The 18,206-nt window shown below is 41.8% G+C and carries 13 protein-coding genes; 5 read left to right on the top strand and 8 right to left on the bottom strand.

What is annotated here, in order from left to right:
- Positions 1-115: 115 nt before the first annotated feature.
- Both WJR50_RS03860 and WJR50_RS03855 read right to left on the bottom strand, forming a co-directional pair.
- Entirely contained in the window at positions 116-1,084 is a 969-nt protein-coding gene (locus tag WJR50_RS03860) for a sugar phosphate isomerase/epimerase family protein (RefSeq protein WP_341291912.1), read from the bottom strand.
- 95 nt (positions 1,085-1,179) lie between these two features.
- A complete protein-coding gene (locus tag WJR50_RS03855) occupies positions 1,180-3,354 on the bottom strand; it encodes an outer membrane protein assembly factor BamB family protein (protein ID WP_341291911.1) in 2,175 nt (724 codons plus the stop codon).
- Positions 3,355-3,833: 479 nt separating this feature from the next.
- Between WJR50_RS03855 and WJR50_RS03850 the strand changes: the two genes are divergently transcribed.
- From WJR50_RS03850 to WJR50_RS03840, 3 genes are all read left to right on the top strand, one after another.
- Positions 3,834-6,026 carry a S9 family peptidase gene (locus tag WJR50_RS03850; RefSeq protein WP_341291910.1) on the top strand — a complete coding sequence of 731 codons (2,193 nt, stop codon included), beginning with the start codon at positions 3,834-3,836 and terminating at the stop codon, positions 6,024-6,026.
- A gap of 31 nt (positions 6,027-6,057) precedes the next feature.
- A complete protein-coding gene (locus WJR50_RS03845) occupies positions 6,058-6,840 on the top strand; it encodes a toast rack family protein (RefSeq protein WP_341291909.1) in 783 nt (260 codons plus the stop codon).
- 143 nt (positions 6,841-6,983) lie between these two features.
- Entirely contained in the window at positions 6,984-7,988 is a 1,005-nt protein-coding gene (locus WJR50_RS03840) for a hypothetical protein (protein WP_341291908.1), read from the top strand.
- A gap of 42 nt (positions 7,989-8,030) precedes the next feature.
- Here WJR50_RS03840 and WJR50_RS03835 read toward each other — a convergent pair whose 3' ends face one another.
- The 3 genes from WJR50_RS03835 to WJR50_RS03825 form a co-directional block, all read right to left on the bottom strand.
- Complete coding sequence (locus WJR50_RS03835; RefSeq protein WP_341291907.1) at positions 8,031-8,639, bottom strand: hypothetical protein; 609 nt, start codon at positions 8,637-8,639, stop codon at positions 8,031-8,033.
- Positions 8,640-8,731: 92 nt separating this feature from the next.
- A complete protein-coding gene (locus WJR50_RS03830) occupies positions 8,732-9,217 on the bottom strand; it encodes a GNAT family N-acetyltransferase (protein ID WP_341291906.1) in 486 nt (161 codons plus the stop codon).
- A 241-nt stretch (positions 9,218-9,458) separates the two neighbouring features.
- A complete protein-coding gene (locus WJR50_RS03825) occupies positions 9,459-10,094 on the bottom strand; it encodes a peroxiredoxin (protein ID WP_341291905.1) in 636 nt (211 codons plus the stop codon).
- A gap of 270 nt (positions 10,095-10,364) precedes the next feature.
- Here WJR50_RS03825 and WJR50_RS03820 point away from each other — a divergent pair, with 270 nt between their 5' ends.
- The gene (locus WJR50_RS03820; RefSeq protein ID WP_341291904.1) at positions 10,365-10,919 is read left to right on the top strand and encodes an EF-hand domain-containing protein; all 555 of its coding nucleotides are present in this window, start codon (positions 10,365-10,367) and stop codon (positions 10,917-10,919) included.
- A 77-nt stretch (positions 10,920-10,996) separates the two neighbouring features.
- On the opposite strand, the gene WJR50_RS03815 is transcribed toward WJR50_RS03820, so the two are convergent.
- Positions 10,997-11,995 carry a Hint domain-containing protein gene (locus WJR50_RS03815; RefSeq protein ID WP_341291903.1) on the bottom strand — a complete coding sequence of 333 codons (999 nt, stop codon included), beginning with the start codon at positions 11,993-11,995 and terminating at the stop codon, positions 10,997-10,999.
- 334 nt (positions 11,996-12,329) lie between these two features.
- Here WJR50_RS03815 and clpB point away from each other — a divergent pair, with 334 nt between their 5' ends.
- On the top strand, positions 12,330-14,942 hold the full coding sequence (gene clpB, locus WJR50_RS03810) for an ATP-dependent chaperone ClpB (protein ID WP_341291902.1): 2,613 nt from the start codon (positions 12,330-12,332) through the stop codon (positions 14,940-14,942).
- A 56-nt stretch (positions 14,943-14,998) separates the two neighbouring features.
- Here clpB and WJR50_RS03805 read toward each other — a convergent pair whose 3' ends face one another.
- Entirely contained in the window at positions 14,999-17,227 is a 2,229-nt protein-coding gene (locus WJR50_RS03805; protein WP_341291901.1) for a tetratricopeptide repeat protein, read from the bottom strand.
- Between the two features lie 180 nt (positions 17,228-17,407).
- A complete protein-coding gene (locus WJR50_RS03800; RefSeq protein ID WP_341291900.1) occupies positions 17,408-17,941 on the bottom strand; it encodes a hypothetical protein in 534 nt (177 codons plus the stop codon).
- Between the last annotated feature and the right edge of the window lie 265 nt (positions 17,942-18,206).

The following is an 18,206-nucleotide window of genomic DNA, read 5'->3' as shown; positions in this document are numbered from 1 at the left end:
GTTATGGGGTTATGGGGTTATGGGGTTATGGGGTTATGGGGTTATGGGGTTATGGGGTTATGGGGTTATGGGGTTATGGGGTTATGGTAATAAACGCATAAAACCATAACACTACTTAAATTAAACCAGCCTCTTTCATCATTTTTTTAATTGCCATCAGGTCTTTTTTCATTACCTCTTTGGTCTTGGCAAGCTTTTGCTGTTCGTTCAGGCTATCGTCATGTTCAGGCATCTCATACTCGTAATGAAATGATACCGGAGCGCTCAGATTCATTTTTTTCAGCATGCTAAAATAAGCAGCAAAGTCTACCATACCTTCACCTATAGGCGTATTGAATACCTGCCATTTACCCTCTTTCTTTTCCCACCTGAAATCTTTCATCACAATAGTATTGATATGGGGATGAATATATTGTAAGCCTAGCGGCCAGGCATTTCCTCCCTCTACCGTAGCATGACGAATATCGTACTGATTGCCCAGATATTGGGAACTAACCTCAGACAGAATAGCCGCTAAATCCCAGACCGGCGCACCCACATAATGCCGTCCGGAATGATTCTGATAAGAACCATAAATCCCAAGCTTCTGATTGTACTTGGCCAGCTTGGCAAGTTTTTTACGACATTCCTGCATGTACTCTGGAATATCCACTTTTTCAGGATACTTAAGCCAATTGGTACGGTAATATTGGATTCCCAGTTCGCTGGCAGTATTTAATAAGGTCTGATTCGTAGCCTCATCAGGATCAATAAGGGCGGTGGTCATCATTTTGGCCTGCAAACCCTGTTTTTTGATAGCTTCAACTGCTTTGGGTAAATCCTGAGCTACATTCTCCGGTAACACATGTCCTCCGGGTCTTACGGTAAGATCTACTCCATCAAAACCGATTTCGGCTGCAGTTTCTGCCATTTTATCATAGTCTAAGAACTGCAAATGTTTTGAAAACACATGAAAACTGATCGGCTCATTTTGCTTTCTACCTTCAAATCCGGCAAAAGAAGGTTGGGAAATGCTTAAGGCCGCACTTCCGACTGCCAGGGTGCTTAAAAAATTTCTTCTGCTATTTTGATGATCGTTATACATAAGTTGTATTAGTGTTTATTGAGCAATGATGAATGACTGATAAAAAAGTATTGGTTATGGCAAAAGATACGATATTCATTATTATTCATCAATCATCATTCAATATTTGGCAAGGCGAAGGCTACATAAGCATCGGAACGGCTCTTGGTCACTTTGCCTCCTCCTGCCGCGATGACCAAATACTGCTTTCCATCTACCTCATAGGTAGCCGGGGTAGCCATACCTGCCGCAGGCAGCTTATACTTCCAAAGCTCTTCTCCGCTATCTTTATCAAAAGCTCGGATATATTCATCTTTGGTAGCAGCAATAAAAATGAGGCCACCAGCCGTAACTACAGGGCCACCGTAGTTTTCGGTACCCGTCTTGGGTATACCTTTTTGAGTAAGTTTTTCAAACTCACCCAGAGGTACCGACCATAGGATTTCTCCTTCATTGAGGTCAATCGCATTAAGCGTACCCCAGGGTGGTTTTACAGCAGGGTAGCCTTCGGAATCTACAAAACGATTATATCCGGTATGATTATAGCGCAAATTACCTACTTCCTTGTCTATTGGAGCTTCTGCCACTGTCTTCTTGACCTGCATTTTGGAATCAGCTACTTCGCCCATAAGAAAAGAAGCAATAGCATCAATCTGAGCATCTTTCAGAAATGCAAAAGAGGGCATAGAGCCTCTGCCTTCTTTTACCAGATTTGCTATTTGCTGATGATTAAGTCTTTGTTTGACATTGACCAGTTCCGGCGCATTGCCATGAAAGTTACTACCCTGTAGTTCAGCGCCGTGACACCCCATACAGTTGGCCTGATATACGCTTTTTCCCAAAGCGAGCATATCATTAGTATTGACATCCTGCACTTCTACCATGGTAAGTATCCAGGGCATTTCGTTAGCATTAACATACAAAACTCCTGACGAAGGATCGTAACCAGCACCGCCCCACTCTCCTCCACCGTCAAAGCCGGGAAAAATCATCGTTCCTTCGGTACTGGGGGGCACAAACTGCCCATTGGAGCGTGTTTTTCTGAACACTGCTATTAGAGAATCTTTATCCTCAGAAAAAGGATTAATATCCGCTTCGGTAAATTGCTGACGGGCAAAGGGTGGAGGACTACTAGGTAAAGGCTGAGTAGGCCAGGTTTGTTCACCAGTCAGGTCCGATTCAGGATAATGCTTTTCTTCTATGGGATAAAGTGGCTCTCCAGTTTCCCTATCCAAGACATATACATGGCCTGACTTGGTGATCTGTGCTACCGCATCAACTTTTTTACCTTCGTGCATTACACTTACCAGATTGGGAGGTGCAGGCAGGTCTCTGTCCCAAAGATCATGATGTACCGTTTGAAAGTGCCAGATTCTCTTTCCTGTATTTGCATCTAAAGCCAGTAAACAGTTGGCAAAAAGGTTTTGCCCCTTTCGGTTGCCTCCATAAAAGTCAAAAGCAGCAGAACCAGTGGGTACAAACACTATCCCCCGTTCTTCATCTATCGTCATACCTGCCCAGTTGTTTGCCCCTCCTATAAACTGATAGGCCGTTGGGTCTTCCCAGGTATCGTAGCCAAACTCATCTGGTTGAGGTATGGTATTAAAAATCCATTCCTGCTCTCCGGTGCGAATGTTAAAGGCGCGAATATGACCGGGAGCAGATGGCAATCGCTCAGAGTTGAGCGCCCCCATGATGATGAGGTCTTTATAGATCGTACCCGGCGTATGGTTGCGGTAATCAAGTCCTTCCATCTCACGCCCAAGCCCTTGCGTCAAGTCTATTCTGCCTTCTTCGCCAAAATCACTTATCCGTTTACCATCCGAGGCTTGCAGTGCATATAGGTAGTGATCAGCTGAAAACATGATTCTCCGATCCTCACCATCTTCCCAATACACCAAGCCTCTGGCAAAGCTTCCTTTATCAGTGCCTTCGTAAGGGTTAAATTCCCATATCTTATCACCAGTGGCCGCATTAACAGCAAAAACTTTGAGACCAGGAGAAACTCCGTACAATATCCCATCAATGATGAGAGGATTAGCCTGAATGTAATTAGCGCCTCCTTTGCCTTGCTGTCCGGCATGGTAAGTCCAGGCTACCTCAAGATTTTTGACATTCTCCTTGTTGATCTGATTCAATACCGAATAGTGAGATCTACCAGGATCACCCAGATAGCTGTTCCATTCTGTATATTTCTTTTCTTCTTGTCGGGACAAATTGGATTCTTGCGTGCAGGAAGATAATAACATTATCCCTGCGAACCCTAAATTCAGGTAGTAGGTAAGTTGCATTTTTCAGGTAAACAGATTGGCTTTAACTAAACATTAAGCATTATCAGAATGATAATTTTTGTATTTTTTTTTGAAAAGCAAAATGCTTTCAGAGTTTATTATATGCAAAAATAAAAAGCCTATTTTTTGGCTTTTCCAAAAGCCACTTTTTTATCGCATTGTACAAAAGAAAGATTTTTATCAGGAACCTTCACTTTCTCTGTATGCATAATTATTTCATTTCTAAGGCTCATCCTCAAATTTTGAAGTCAAAGTTTGAAACTTGATAATCAGGCTTTTGCATACAACTCTCCGTTTACATTAATTATTTTGGCAAAGGACTAAAAAGAAACATTATACTTTAAATAAGCTTCGCTTTCTGGCAAATTAGCCACTTGTTTAACTTTAGCCTTACACTCAGAACATACCCCAGACTTCACTATATTGCAGCAGCCGTAGAAACAGGCATTTATAATTTTTACATAACCTTAGCCACCTCAATGAAAGCAAAAATATACTCCATTATATTATTAATTAGCCTGCCTTTAATGCTGTGGGCCCAGGGCAAAGAGCCTATCCTTACTTCGGATGTGCTGAAAATGAAAACTGCCAGCCAGATTAAGATTTCACCTTATGGTAACCGAGCGGTATACGTGGTTACCAGCATGACGGAAGATGAGGAAAAGGATTATAAATATCTCCGCCACTTATGGCTGGCCAATCTGGATAACGATAACCCATCTGTGCAGCAACTTACCTATGGCGATCATAATGACGGCCAGCCAAGTTGGTCTCCCGATGGAAGTAAGATTGCCTTCGTACGTACACATGAAGACAAATCCCAGATCTGGATATTACCGCTTACTGGCGGTGAAGCTTATGTACTGACACATGCTGAAAATGGGGCGGCTAACCCTCAGTGGTCACCGGATGGCACTCAAATTCTTTTTACTTCCAATATTCCTATGGAAGAGCTTTCCGGTACTCCAGCATGGGATTACGAAAGACCGGGCCGCACTTTTGGGGACACGCCTGATTTTAAAAAGGACAGCACAGAAGAAATTCAGGTAAGTCCTGATGGCGATCTGGAAACGGTAAGAGCCTGGCTTGCCAAAAATGCCAGTAAGGAAAACCCAATGGTGATCAACCGTCTGGATTTTCAGGGAGAACTTGGACTGGATAATAAAGTATTATTTCAACACCTCTTTGTCATAGAAGCAAAACAGGAAGCCGAAGCCAAGCAGATCACCAAGGGGTATCAAAATTTTCAGTCTCCCTCCTGGTCGCCGGATGGGAGCCGTATTGTATGCAGTTCTATCACTTATGAGCAAATGCCCGACAGAGTCATTGACAGTGATCTTTGGGAAGTAATGGCTGATGGCTCCGGCAGCCAGCAACTGCTGGACATGCCTGATATGCGCTTGTACAGTCCGACTTACTCGCCTGATGGAGAGATGATTGCTTTTTCGGCTGCCTCCATGACTGATATCACTTATGCACAAACCGAACTGGGCATAGCTCAGGCCGATGGCTCCGGATCCGAAATTATTACTAGTGACTTTGACCGAAGGATTGGTGACATCAGATGGGGAAAAGATGGTAAAGACATTTACTTTACCGCTCCCAATGAAGGTTATGCTCCATTGTACAGCATCAATGTTCGCAATGCTCGTACAGATATAGTCCTGGGAGAAAATCTCGGAGTCAATGACTATGATCTACATGAAGAAGTGATTGTCTACGCTGCTACCGAAGTCAACCAACCTTATGAAGTTTACATGGCGGATGCCAAAGGAAAAAATGCTCAGCAACTGACCACTCTCAACAGCAATTGGCTGGCAGAGAAGCAGATCATACAGCCCAAACGCTTTAGCGTACAAAACGATGGTCATGAAGTAGAGTATTGGGTGATGGAACCCGTAAACCGCCAGGACAATGCTCAATATCCTGTGGTGCTGGAAATGCACGGTGGCCCTTCTGCCATGTGGGGGCCGGGTGAGTTCAGCATGTGGCATGAGTTTCAGTTGTTGTGCAGTTGGGGATATGCCGTTGTCTATGCCAACCCTATAGGAAGTAGTGGCTACGGAGATACTTTTCGCCGGGCAAATTACCAAAACTGGGGAAAAGGCTCTGCAAGCGATGTACTAGCTGCTCTGGACGATGCCATGCAAAAACATAGTTGGATGGACAGAGAGCAGCAGTTTCTGACAGGGGGTAGCTATGCGGGCTATCTTACTGCCTGGATCATTTCTCAAACCAATCGCTTTGATGCGGCAGTTGCCCAGCGAGGTGTGTATGAGCTGGAGTTTTTCTTTGGTGAAGGTAATGCCTGGCGACTGGTGCCTGATCATTTTGGAGGCTACCCCTGGGAGGCAGATGCTAAAGAAGCTATGGAAGCCAATTCGCCTCAAACCTTTGTTGCCAACATCCAAACACCGCTGCTCATCATGCATGCCGACACAGATTTGCGTACCGGAGTTAGACAATCGGAGCTACTGTACCGTAGCCTGAAGGTGCTGGAAAGACCAGTAGAATATGTGCGCTACCCGGGAGAAGGCCATGAACTTTCCCGTTCTGGCAATCCCCTGCGACGGATGGACAGGCTCAACCGTATTGTAGAATTTTTTGAAAGATATGCCAAGCACTCGGTGACACCTGCTGCTACAGAAATAAATGCGGCAGGTCAGGAATAATTTTCCTAAATTATAAGAAACCCACAAAATTATGAGTACCAAGAAGTTATTAGTTTTTTTACTTCCATTGTTAGCAGCCTGCGAAATCAACACAGAATCCAAAAGTAATGGAGGAGTAAGACAGGTGTCTCAGACCGTCGAGATAGATGATGCAGAAACCGTCAAAACCTACATTTCTATGAAGGCGGGGCAGTTGACTGTGAGAGGCGGAGCTGAAAATCTGGTAGATACTGACATTACTTTCAGCCATGAAGACTGGCAGCCTGAGATTGAGTATACTTCTACTGGCAATACCGGACGCTTGCGCATTGAACAGCCCGATATCAGCGGTATTAATTTTAATATTGGGGATGATGATGCTAACAGTTGGATGATACAGCTCAATGATAAGGTACCGCAAGACCTTAACCTGTCTATTGGTGCTGGTGAGACAGAAATAGATCTGAGAGCACTTAAACTCAATAGTGTCAGCCTGGATGCTGGTGTGGGAGAGCACAGTCTTAACCTGGCTGATACCTCGGTTCCTGATTTACGAATTAATGCAGGCGTTGGTGAAGTATCAGTAGACCTAAGTGGAAAATGGAATAACGATCTGGATGCAGAGATCAATGGAGGAATTGGCGAGCTAAACTTACTTTTGCCTCGGGATATCGGTATCAGGGTTGAAGTGAACGGTGCGCTTGGTTCTGTAAATGCCCCTGAGTTAAACAAAGATGGAAGAGTATTTACTAACGATCTTTATGGAGAATCAGAATATGTATTGAGTCTTGAAGTAAAAGCAGGTATTGGTAGTGTAAATATTAGCCTGAACTAACATGATGATTCTACAGGTAAGCCATTGCAGATTATCAATATAGCATTGGGAAAGGTAGTACTTACCAGGTAACAAAATGCCTAAGGCCAGGTTAGAAGAGCAGCAATAATGTTGCTCTTTTTTACTTACAAACCTTTTTTCCTATGTCAGCAAAAAAATTACTAACCCAAATTAGTTTAATGAGCTTACTAATGGCTCTTATGCTCCTCAATACTTCCTGTAAAGAGCTTATAGATGAAATTAAAGATAAACCTGAAGATGACTTACCTGAATCTGTAGTGATCAATGAGCAAGCACTTTACCCTGAAGGAGTGGAATTTGACCCTATCAGCGAACAGTTTTTAGTATCTTCTTTAACCCAGGGTACTATTGGAAAAGTAGATGACGAAGGAAACTATACTCCCTTCGTTGAGGACAATGATTTTGAAGCTACTATTGGCATTCATGTAGATCATCAACTCAGACGCTTGCTGGTTTGTACTTCTAATCCTAACCTGGGCAATCTGGCTGCTTTAGGCATTTACAATCTGAATAATGGCGATCGTCTGGAATTTGTCAACTTGGGAGAATCCTTAGCTCCGGGCGAAGCCCACTTTGCCAACGATGTAGCGGTAGATCAGGAAGGGAATGCTTATGTGACTGACAGCTTCTCACCCTACATCTACAAAGTCGCCAGGAACGGAGAAGCTGAGATTTTTATTGAAGACGATACTTTTGCTGCAGCAGAGGGAGCTTTCGGTCTTAATGGAATTGTATATCATCCGGAAGGTTACCTGATTGTCGCTTTCTCCGCTACCAATTCACTATATAAAATTCCTTTGGATGATCCTTATGATTTTAAGCAGATAGAACTAGACGAAGAACTTACAGGACCAGATGGCTTGTATTTGAGTCATGATAATGAGACGCTTATCGTAGTTAACAATGCAGGAGGTGTGGCCCCGGGAAGGGTGATGGCTTTTGAAAGCAATGATGAATGGCAAAGCGCCGCTTTGGAAGATGAATTTACTACCGGACAGGTATTTCCGACTACCGCAGTACAAAGAAAAGGTAAATTATATGTGCTTTATGCCTATCTCAATGAGTTGTTTTCGGGGAATACCAGCCTGGATGAATATCAGATTAAGCAAGTTGACTTTGATGACTAAGAATCTATAAAACAGAAGTTTAAGGCTGGTCAGCAGATCAGCCTATTTTTTTGTGAGAAAAGCCTTTTGATCTTCTGCCAGAGCCTGATATAAATGCTCACACATTTCTCTGACTCCATCTTTAAAGGCCTCATGCCAATCTCTTTTCGCATTTACCACCTTTTCACCCCAAACCTCCTCATCCAGCACCATTACCTTTTCACCATCCCGGTACAGCACTCCGTCATAGCGGATCAGGGAGGAAAGGTAGTAAGTATTGTCATTAAAGGAGATATTCTCCACTACATAGGTGTCAGTAGCGATTGTTTGTAAGTCCCAGAAAGGACGGATGCGATAAAGGTGTATGCTCAAGCCTTGAGAAGAAGGTTTCTCACTGAAATTTACTTCCTCAAAGCTGTCTCTGAAGGCATAATAAAGTGACAGCCGAAGTGACTTCCTGAAGTCTTTTACTTCCATGCTAAGCAAATCCATGTCCTGCACATAAAAATGATCAGGAATTGCTTCATCCAGTACTATAGTAAGCGTATCTTCAAACTCTGTTTGATAAGGGCGGGTATAAATTTCTGCATTGAAAAGAGCGACAGGTGTAGGTGCACATGCTGATATATACATTAGCAACCCCAGCGTTAAAAGATGAGCATGCTTTTTCATAGTTTATTGAGTAGGTTATACTCAATATACGTTTTCTCTCTCAGATTGTTAATGCTGCTATTCTGCTTCCCCTGCCTTTGGATGGCTATATGTCAATCCACTAGATTTTTTACCATCGCAAAATTCACAAAGACCACTCCATCAATTACCTTTTGCTGAGGCCTAATCATTCTAAAGCCGTTTTTTGCAAAGAAATCGCGAGCAGTGAGACTGGCATCAAGATGGGCCTCGTTGATGCCTTGCTTTTTGATATAGGCTAGCAGATGCTGTAGAATAGCTGTGCCTGCATTTTTTCCCTGATAATCTTTATGGACAAAAAGCGTATCAATGTATCCATCGGCAGTGGCTGAACCAAAACCTATAACCTTCCCTCTCTGCTCAGCAACCAAAAAATGCTGGTGCTTGATTCTGTCAGACCAGCGATGCGTTTTTTCATACCTGGCTGCCCAGGCATTTACCTGCTTTTCACTGTAGTCCTGGGTGTTGATATCTAAAATAGTGTCTCTGAATAAATTTGTTACCACCTCCTGGTCATCCGGGGTAGCTGGCCTTATATTAATAGATAATTTTTTAGTCATAAATCTGTAATGCTACTTATCGTGGAGTGATTGAGGCAAGTGATTCTTCACCTGACCTTACTTTTAAATCACGTAATTTACCAATATTACATGAAAGAAACAGTAGAAAGTTCGTTAAGTCTACTTCTCCTCCTACTCCAACAGATTATTTTATGATAAGAATCAGAAGGTTAATAGTTAGGACTCTGGCACAAAAAAAGCCTGCAAAATGACTTTTGCAGGCTTCTCTTAGTGCTTTCAATTAGCGATTTGGTTGAGGGGTAGTTCTCAGATATGGTTTGATCACCTTGTGTCCCTTAGGAAATTTCTGAGGGATATCAGCATCTGCTATAGCAGGTGCAATTACCACATCTTCACCATCTTTCCAGTCTGCCGGAGTAGCTACACTATAGTTGGCAGTAAGTTGCAGTGAATCAATAACCCTTAATAACTCAAGGAAATTACGACCGGTAGATGCCGGATAGGTCAGCGTGAGTTTGATTTTTTTGTCAGGGCTGATGATGAATACTGAACGAACGGTCATACTGTCGGAAGCATTGGGATGCATCATTCCGTACAATTCAGCTACTTTTTTATCAGCATCAGCAATGATAGGAAAGTTAACTGTAGTATTTTGTGTTTCGTTGATGTCATTGATCCATCCTTTGTGAGACTCAAGATCATCTACACTTACCGCAATCACTTTGACATTCCTTTTTTCAAACTCTGACTTGAGTTGGGCGGTTCTGCCTAGTTCGGTGGTACATACAGGAGTATAATCAGCAGGGTGAGAAAAAATCATTCCCCAGCTATCCCCTAGCCATTCGTGAAAATTGATTTTTCCTTCGGTAGTTTCCGCAGTAAAATCTGGTGCGGTGTCTCCTAGTTTAAGTTCCATGTTGTTTTTTTATGTTTGATGAAAAAAATAAAAATACCAAAAATTTTTAAAGTGCTTTAGCGAAGCTTAATTACGGTTCGCCCAAAAACACACAGTTTATCATACGAATGTAATCGCTAAAAAGACACCTAATTTGGCCTTTTTTTTCAAAAAGCTACTTTTCATCTTTGCATAAATTCTCAAATGCCAGCTTACACTCTCAAACAAGCCTTCAGAATAAGCGTTTTCATTGTATACTAACATATTTTTTGAACTAAAGAATTATACATCATGCGACACCACATATTATTTTTTGCATTAGGATTTGGCATTACCCTTAGTTTTTCTGCCTGCGACAGCGCCAGCAATGAAGGTAATGCTTTTCAGGAGTGGGACTCCAATCAGGACCAAATCCTTGATAACAATGAGTTTGACAATGCTTTTACAACCTCACCCTACTTTGATAACTGGAATGAAGATGGTGACCAATATATCAGCAAGAATGAGTTTTATCAGAGTTATGCATCTATGATAGATGAAAATGAGGATGGAAACATCAGCAATGAAGAATGGGATGCTGCTGTAAATTCTTACTTCACCGGCTACGATTTTAAAGTAGATAACCTAATGGAAGAATGGGATGAAAATAATGATGGAAGTCTTTCCAAAGATGAAATCACCTCTTCTTTAGCCGAGAGCGATTATTTTGACAAGTGGGATACAGATGGCGATGAGCAACTTAGCGAGAAAGAATTTGCGAAAGGCACATTTTCTACCTGGGATACCGATGGAGATGGCCTGGTACAGGCTGAAGAATATCAAGACTGGTATGATTCAGGATTCTGATTGTAATTAGTTTAAAGAAAAAACCTTGCCTTTTAATAAGACAAGGTTTTTTTGATCATGGGAAATAAGAAATTTTATTATTTTTCCATCACCACCATTTCGCTCACCAGATAGCTATTACCTTCTACCTCAAGGCTATAGACTTCATCTACAGATCCAAACTGCGTAGCAATGAAATGTACCTGATAGGCTCTGCTGGTTTGTGTCTGAGCATCATATTTATAGAGTACGTCACCAGATTGTAACTCTCCTAAAGCTTTAACACCATTTTCAGTCATCACAGGATGATTAAAAGTAGCAACCAGTTCTGTCATTTCTTCTCTGGCAGCCAGCTCAGTAGTGGAAGCAGTGATATTTTCAACTGGGAAAAGAATAGCTTTTGATAATGTGATGGACTGCTTACGATGTACATTCACTGCCTCTACCTCTACTGTTGTGAATGATCCGTTTTCATACCCTAAAACCTTATCTCCTGGGTTTACAGATTCTATAGCTTGGGAAGAACCATCAGCCATGCTCACCAAAGCATCCGCAGCAAAGCAAAAATCATAATCTGAATTTTCCTGATCCATGGCACTCATGTCTACGCCACTGCTTTTCTGCATAAGGTAAGCCACTTCCTTGGAAAGGACATAAGACATTTTGAGAGCCACATCGCCTTCCTCACGATCATGCTGATGAATATCATCAAAGTACATATTCCAGACATCACCCTTAGTAGCCATATTAGGGATAACAAGATTAAACGTTTCATTTGCTTCGGTATTGGTGAAGAATACTACTAAACCCAGTTCACCCATACTCTCCCGGTCAATGAGCTTATATACATCTAACCTCTTTTTTACTCCACTATCACCAGTGATGAAGTAAGGAGGTTTCATTTCATAACGATCCAATACATAGTCTCCTGAACCTACTTTAACATATGTATCATTGTCCAGGTCTTCTACTGTTGCGGTTTTAGCTAATTCGTACTCCTCTTTGGTCATACCTCGGGGAGTATCCTGAGCCAATACACTTGTGATGCTAAACAGCATCAGCGCAGCAGTCAATAAAGGGTAAAGAGTCCTTTTCATAAGTCGTGTGTGAAAATTTAGTTGTTCCTAATCAATCAAAATTACTTTACAATCAGCAAATAACGTATTATTATAACTTATTTTCAATTATTATTAGAATATTATACTGAAATATTTAGTTAGTACGCAATTTTATTGCAATGATTTCAATTCATCTGCTAATAATACTATCTTCTGGTAGGATAAAATTACACTAAAGCAAGACATTTTGGCATTTTTCTTAATGAAACCAGTGAATTTTGTGACATTATGACCGAATAAATTCAGATTTTTCACTTGGTTTCAGATTTGATTCAACTTATGTAGTAAAGAAAACCAAAATCGCATTAGCCCTATGAACTTTAATAATTATACAATAAAAGCACAGGAGGCACTGCAAAAAGCTACTGAGATTGCCGGAAGCTATAACCAGCAGGCTATTGAGCCAGGACATTTACTGAAAGCAGTACTCCAGTCAGATGAGAATATCATTTCTTTCGTGCTCAATAAGTTGAGTGTAAACAGAAACACCATTGAGCAGGGACTGGATGATATCATCAATGCTTATCCCAAAGTAAGCGGACAGCAGCCTTACTTATCCAATGATGCTGCGGCTGCACTTAGGAAAGCGGAATCTTATCTGAAAGAATTTGGTGATGAGTTTGTCACCATTGAGCATATGATTTTAGGCATCCTGGCAGGAAATGATAAAACTGCCAAGCTGATGAAGCAGCAAGGCTTTGCTGAAAAGGACCTGAAACTAGCCATCAAAGAACTTAGAGGAAACGACAGAGTAACTGACCAGAATGCGGAAGCCAAGTATAAGTCTCTGGAAAGGTACTCCAAGAACCTGAACCAACTTGCCAAAGCAGGGAAGATTGACCCGGTGATCGGTAGAGATGACGAAATCCGCCGGGTATTGCAGATTCTGGCTCGTCGTACCAAAAATAACCCAATCTTACTGGGTGAGCCAGGTGTTGGTAAAACCGCCATCGTAGAAGGTATGGCCCAGCGTATTGTGGATGGTGACGTGCCTGAAAACCTTAAGACCAAAACCATCATCGCACTGGATATGGGCTTGCTGGTAGCTGGTGCCAAATACAAAGGTGAGTTTGAAGAAAGACTGAAATCAGTCATCAAAGAAGTAACTGATTCTGATGGAGAAATCATCCTCTTCATTGATGAGATTCATACTTTGATTGGTGCCGGAGGTGGTGGAGAAGGTGCTATGGACGCGGCTAACCTACTGAAGCCTGCACTCGCCAGAGGTGAGTTGCATGCAATCGGTGCTACTACGCTGAAAGAGTATCAGAAGTACGTAGAAAAAGATAAAGCATTGGAAAGACGCTTTCAGGCAGTCATGGTGAATGAACCGGATTTACCGGATTCCATCTCCATACTAAGAGGTATCAAAGATCGCTACGAACTTCACCACGGAGTGCGGATCAAAGATGATGCGGTAATTGCTGCGGTAGAGCTTTCTAACCGCTATATTTCTGACCGCTTCTTACCGGACAAAGCGATTGACCTGATGGACGAGGCAGCTTCCAAGCTTCGTATTGAGATAGACTCTCTGCCCGAAGAACTGGATGAGCTGAACCGAAGGATTATGCAGTTGGAAATTGAGCGTGAAGCTATTCGTCGTGAGAAGGACAAAGAAAAAGAAACCCAGCTTAACAAAGATATCTCTGAGCTTTCTGAAAAAAGAAATGACCTGAAAGCCAAATGGGAAAATGAAAAAGCGGTGATCAAAGGTATTCGTGAGCAGAAAGAAGCGATAGATCACCTTAAAGTAGAAGCTGAACAGGCTGAGCGTAGCGGTGACTACGGAAGAGTAGCGGAAATCCGTTATGGAAAAATTGGCGAAAGCGAAAGCAAGTTACAGGAACTTCAAAAACAGCTGACAGACATGCAAAGTGGCAGTTCTCTGCTGAAAGAAGAAGTTGACGCCGAAGATATCGCGGATGTAGTAGCCAAATGGACGGGGATACCGGTTTCTAAAATGCTGCAAAGCGAAAGAGATAAACTGCTTTACCTGGAGGATGAACTAGGCAAGAGGGTGGCTGGACAAGCCGAAGCCATTGAAGCCCTATCCGATGCAGTGCGTAGAAGCCGCGCTGGTTTGCAGGATCCTAAGCGGCCAATTGGCTCGTTTATCTTCCTGGGAACTACCGGGGTAGGTAAAACTGAGCTAGCCAAAGCTCTGGCTGAGTTTCTCTTTGACGATGAGAATAATATGGTACGGATTGATATGTCCGAATATCAGGAACGTCATGCGGTTAGTAGACTGATCGGTGCGCCTCCCGGATATGTAGGCTATGATGAAGGTGGACAGTTAACTGAAGCCGTACGCCGCAAGCCTTATTCAGTGATTTTGCTGGATGAGATTGAAAAAGCGCACCCTGATGTCTTCAACATTTTGCTTCAGGTGCTTGATGATGGACGACTTACTGATAATAAAGGTAGAGTAGCCAACTTTAAGAACACCATCATCATCATGACGACAAACATAGGCTCCGGATTGATTCAGGGCCGTTTCATGAACATCAATGAAAGCAATGAGGATGAGGTGATTGAAGAGACTAAGTTGGAAGTTTTTGAAATGCTGAAAAAATCAGTACGTCCTGAGTTCCTCAACCGTATTGATGAGACCATTATGTTCCGTCCTCTGTCTAAGAAAGACATGCGGAAGATTGTGGACATACAGTTCAAACTCATTCAGCATCGTCTGGAAGAGAATGGAATCAAGCTGGAAGCTACTGATGAAGTGCTACGCTACCTGGGAGAACTCGGCTTTGATCCTCAGTTTGGAGCAAGACCTCTGAAACGAGTAATTCAGCGAGAAGTACTGAACAAGCTTTCCAAAGACATTCTTTCAGGAAAGATCAATAAGGATGCGGTAGTAGGAATTGAGCTTGATGAGAATAAAAATATTAACTTCATCAACCTTGATGAGGTCAAAATTTAGATTAGGTTGTAACTGAGACGAAAAGGTGCGGGTAGTAATCCGCACTTTTTTTTATGTTACATTCTTAATCCTAAAACCAATACATCATCGGTTTGAACCTGCTCACCTTTCCAGTTTTCAAAGGCTTCTGTGATCATGACAATTTGGGAAGTAACTGGCTCTTCATGAATGCTCTCAAGCAGTGCCATAAAATTTTTGCGCATGAACTTTTTGTCTTTAGGCCCACCAAACTGATCCTGAAATCCATCAGTAGCCATATACACCATATCGCCCTGCTTAAGCTTAATACATTGGTTGGAAAAATTCTTCTCAGAGAAGAAAGAACCTCCTAAAGAATAACGATTAGGCTCTAACTGCAATAGACTCCCCTGTTGAGTAACATAAACAGGCATCTGAGCTCCACTGTAGCTGACTTCCAGTGTTTTTCTGTCAATGATGCATACTGACATATCCAAACCATCGCTGGTAGCATCCTCATGTCCCTGATGCTGATGCAGCGCCTCTCTGATTTTGGTATCCATAACTGAAAGGATCACATTAGGACTATTGACACAGTTTTCCAGGATAAGCTCGTTGAGAATAGAGTTTGATAAAACTGTCATAAAGGCACCAGGAACACCATGTCCAGTACAATCCAACACGGCAACAATAACTTTATCCTCAACCTCATGTATCCAGTAAAAATCTCCGCTAACGATATCTTTGGGGCGGAAGAAAACCATGGAGTCAGGAAAGAGATGTTTTAGCTGATTCTTTTCTGGCAATAGAGATAACTGTATACGCTTGGCATACATAATACTGTCGGTGATATCCTGTTTGCTTTCCTCCAGCAGCTTACTCTTACTTACAATTTCGTCTCTTTGCTTTTCAATTTTTACTTTTTGAACATTGATAGCTTCTTTTTGTCTTTCCAGTTCAAGGTTTGCTTTATTCTTGAGATTATATTTGCTGTATAGCACCATTCCCATTACGCCAAAGAGGACAATACCGATGATCAGTCCATAGTTGACCATCTTTCTTTCGTTGGCCTGCAATTCCTGAATTTCCTGTTCTCTCTGCATTTCCTCAAGTTTCAGGTCTTTCTGATCCAACTCATACACGGCTTCCCACTCAGCGATTCGCTTAGCATTTTCCAGCTCATATAGCCTTTCTTGCTCTAAGTCTTTAATTCTATCATAGACTAAAGCATTTTCTAAATCTCCAATTTTGAAGTAATATTTAGACATATAAAAGTAGCAGTCTTTGAGAATAGGACTGGTTCCTATTTTTTTGGCATGGCCCAGGCTACGGTTGAGATAGTCAAAAGCCTTATCCATTTGATTGAGATTCATATACGCGCTGCCTAACTCTAGCGTAGCTTTTGTCTGCAACATTAGATCATCAAAATCTTCTGCCAGGTCAAGGGCACCTTCCAGCAGGCTAATGGCTCTTTCGTTTTCCTGTTGTAATATTCTCGTTCTACCTATATTATAATAGGCATAGCTCATTCCTCTGTCATCTTCGTTGGCCCGGTCTAAGGCCAGTGCTTTTCTGAAGAAATCCAGCGCACCTTCATAATCTTCTGTTTCCCTAAGCACTTCTCCCATGCTGATATAAGCAGAAGAAAGCTCATAATCTTTTTCGTATTTGCGGGAAAGCTCCATGGAAAGCAGCAGGTACTCCCGTGCTCTTTCAAATGCGCGCAGATCGTAATTGATGCTGCCCATTGTATTCAGAATGGCTGGCTTATATTCTTCTTTATTCAGTTCATCAAAAAGCGTCATTGACCGAACACATTTTTGGGTAGCCAGTTCATTGTCACCCATGTAATTGTGTATCTCACAGAGAAGCGAAAGAACATGCGCCAGTTGCAGCTTCTCCCCTACCTGATCATAAATTTCAGCCGATGAATTACAATATTGCAAAGCCAGAATAAAGTTATCATTTTGATAACAACTATGGCCCACATTGTAATATGCGCTGGCCATACCTAATGAATCCTGCTTTGCCTGATAAATGGCAACGCTTTTCTTGAGATAAAAATCTACACTGTCAAATACGTAGTAATTGTTGTGACAATAATATTCTGCAAGATGCAGGTAGGCATTGGCAAGGCCTTTCTGATATTGTGCCTTCTGCGAGAAAGCAAGAGCCTGCTGTACTAAGTATTTTGCCGTATCAGGTTGGCGATATTCGTAATAGTAAAACAGGTTGTTCAGCGCATCAGCCTGTTCTTCCAAACTTTGGGCTTGCTCATAAGCACGGTTAAGACTATCAAGCTGTGCATAAAGCTGGCCAGAGAGCATAATAAATAAAAGGCAAATAAAATACCTCTTACGTACACTCCAAATTTCACGATATGACTTACTACTCTTCATGCAGTTCTATGCGCCGCGCTTAACTTTATATACATAATAAACGTACGAACTTATCCATCAATCTTCAAATGTTCTACACTGATTATTAGAAAGTTAAGAAAATCTTTTTTAGTTCTTCACAATTTCCAGAGGTATATCTACCCATATTTCCTGTTCCCCAATATATTGTTCTATTGAAAATTCTTTTAGTGAAATTTCCTCATCTTTTGCCCGTGACCTGAGTTGCTCAACTACCTGAACCGGATTAGGCATTACAATAGGGTGAGCCCTGATAACAGCCCGTAAGGCTTCTTGCGCAGGAACTTTTTCCTGATTCAAACCTGATGGAATTTGCTGATTATTTTCATCCAAGATCACTCCAATAAATTGTCGGATACTATCCTCAGCAGCTTGTTTTGTATCATAATTGACCACTCCTACCGTCCCTTGGAGTTCATTATTTTTCACATAATCCTGCATTTGAAAAAAGTACGACTTAAGTTCATCCTCTTTAAATGGTCCTTCATAAAAGTGGCCAGCCAAATGATAACCCTCTACTTTTACTTTCTGAATTTCAATCTGATTAAAGCCTCCCAGCAGGTAATATGCTAGCACAATAAGAGCAAGTACCGGAAGTGCGATAAGCGTTATTTTTTTTATCATATTGATGATTGCTTTTCATTAAAACAAAGTGGTAGTAAACATTTCTCCAACTTGATTACGCTCATACACAAGCGTTTGCGAAGTGAATAAATGATTTTGTAGCTTTGCCATTCAGCTCGCTGGCAAAAGTATAGAAGCATTACTTAATGCTTTTAAATTCCAAATATCAGATATCTGGAGGATAAAAAGCAATTTTGTTATCTCAAGCGAGTGCGAAAAATCATTATTATTGCGAAACTTCAAACTGACTACCTAAACTAAACTT

It is taken from the genome of Catalinimonas locisalis (genome assembly GCF_038039535.1).
Taxonomy (GTDB): Bacteria; Bacteroidota; Bacteroidia; order Cytophagales; family Cyclobacteriaceae; genus Catalinimonas.
This window is presented reverse-complemented; position numbering and strand designations above follow the sequence as displayed.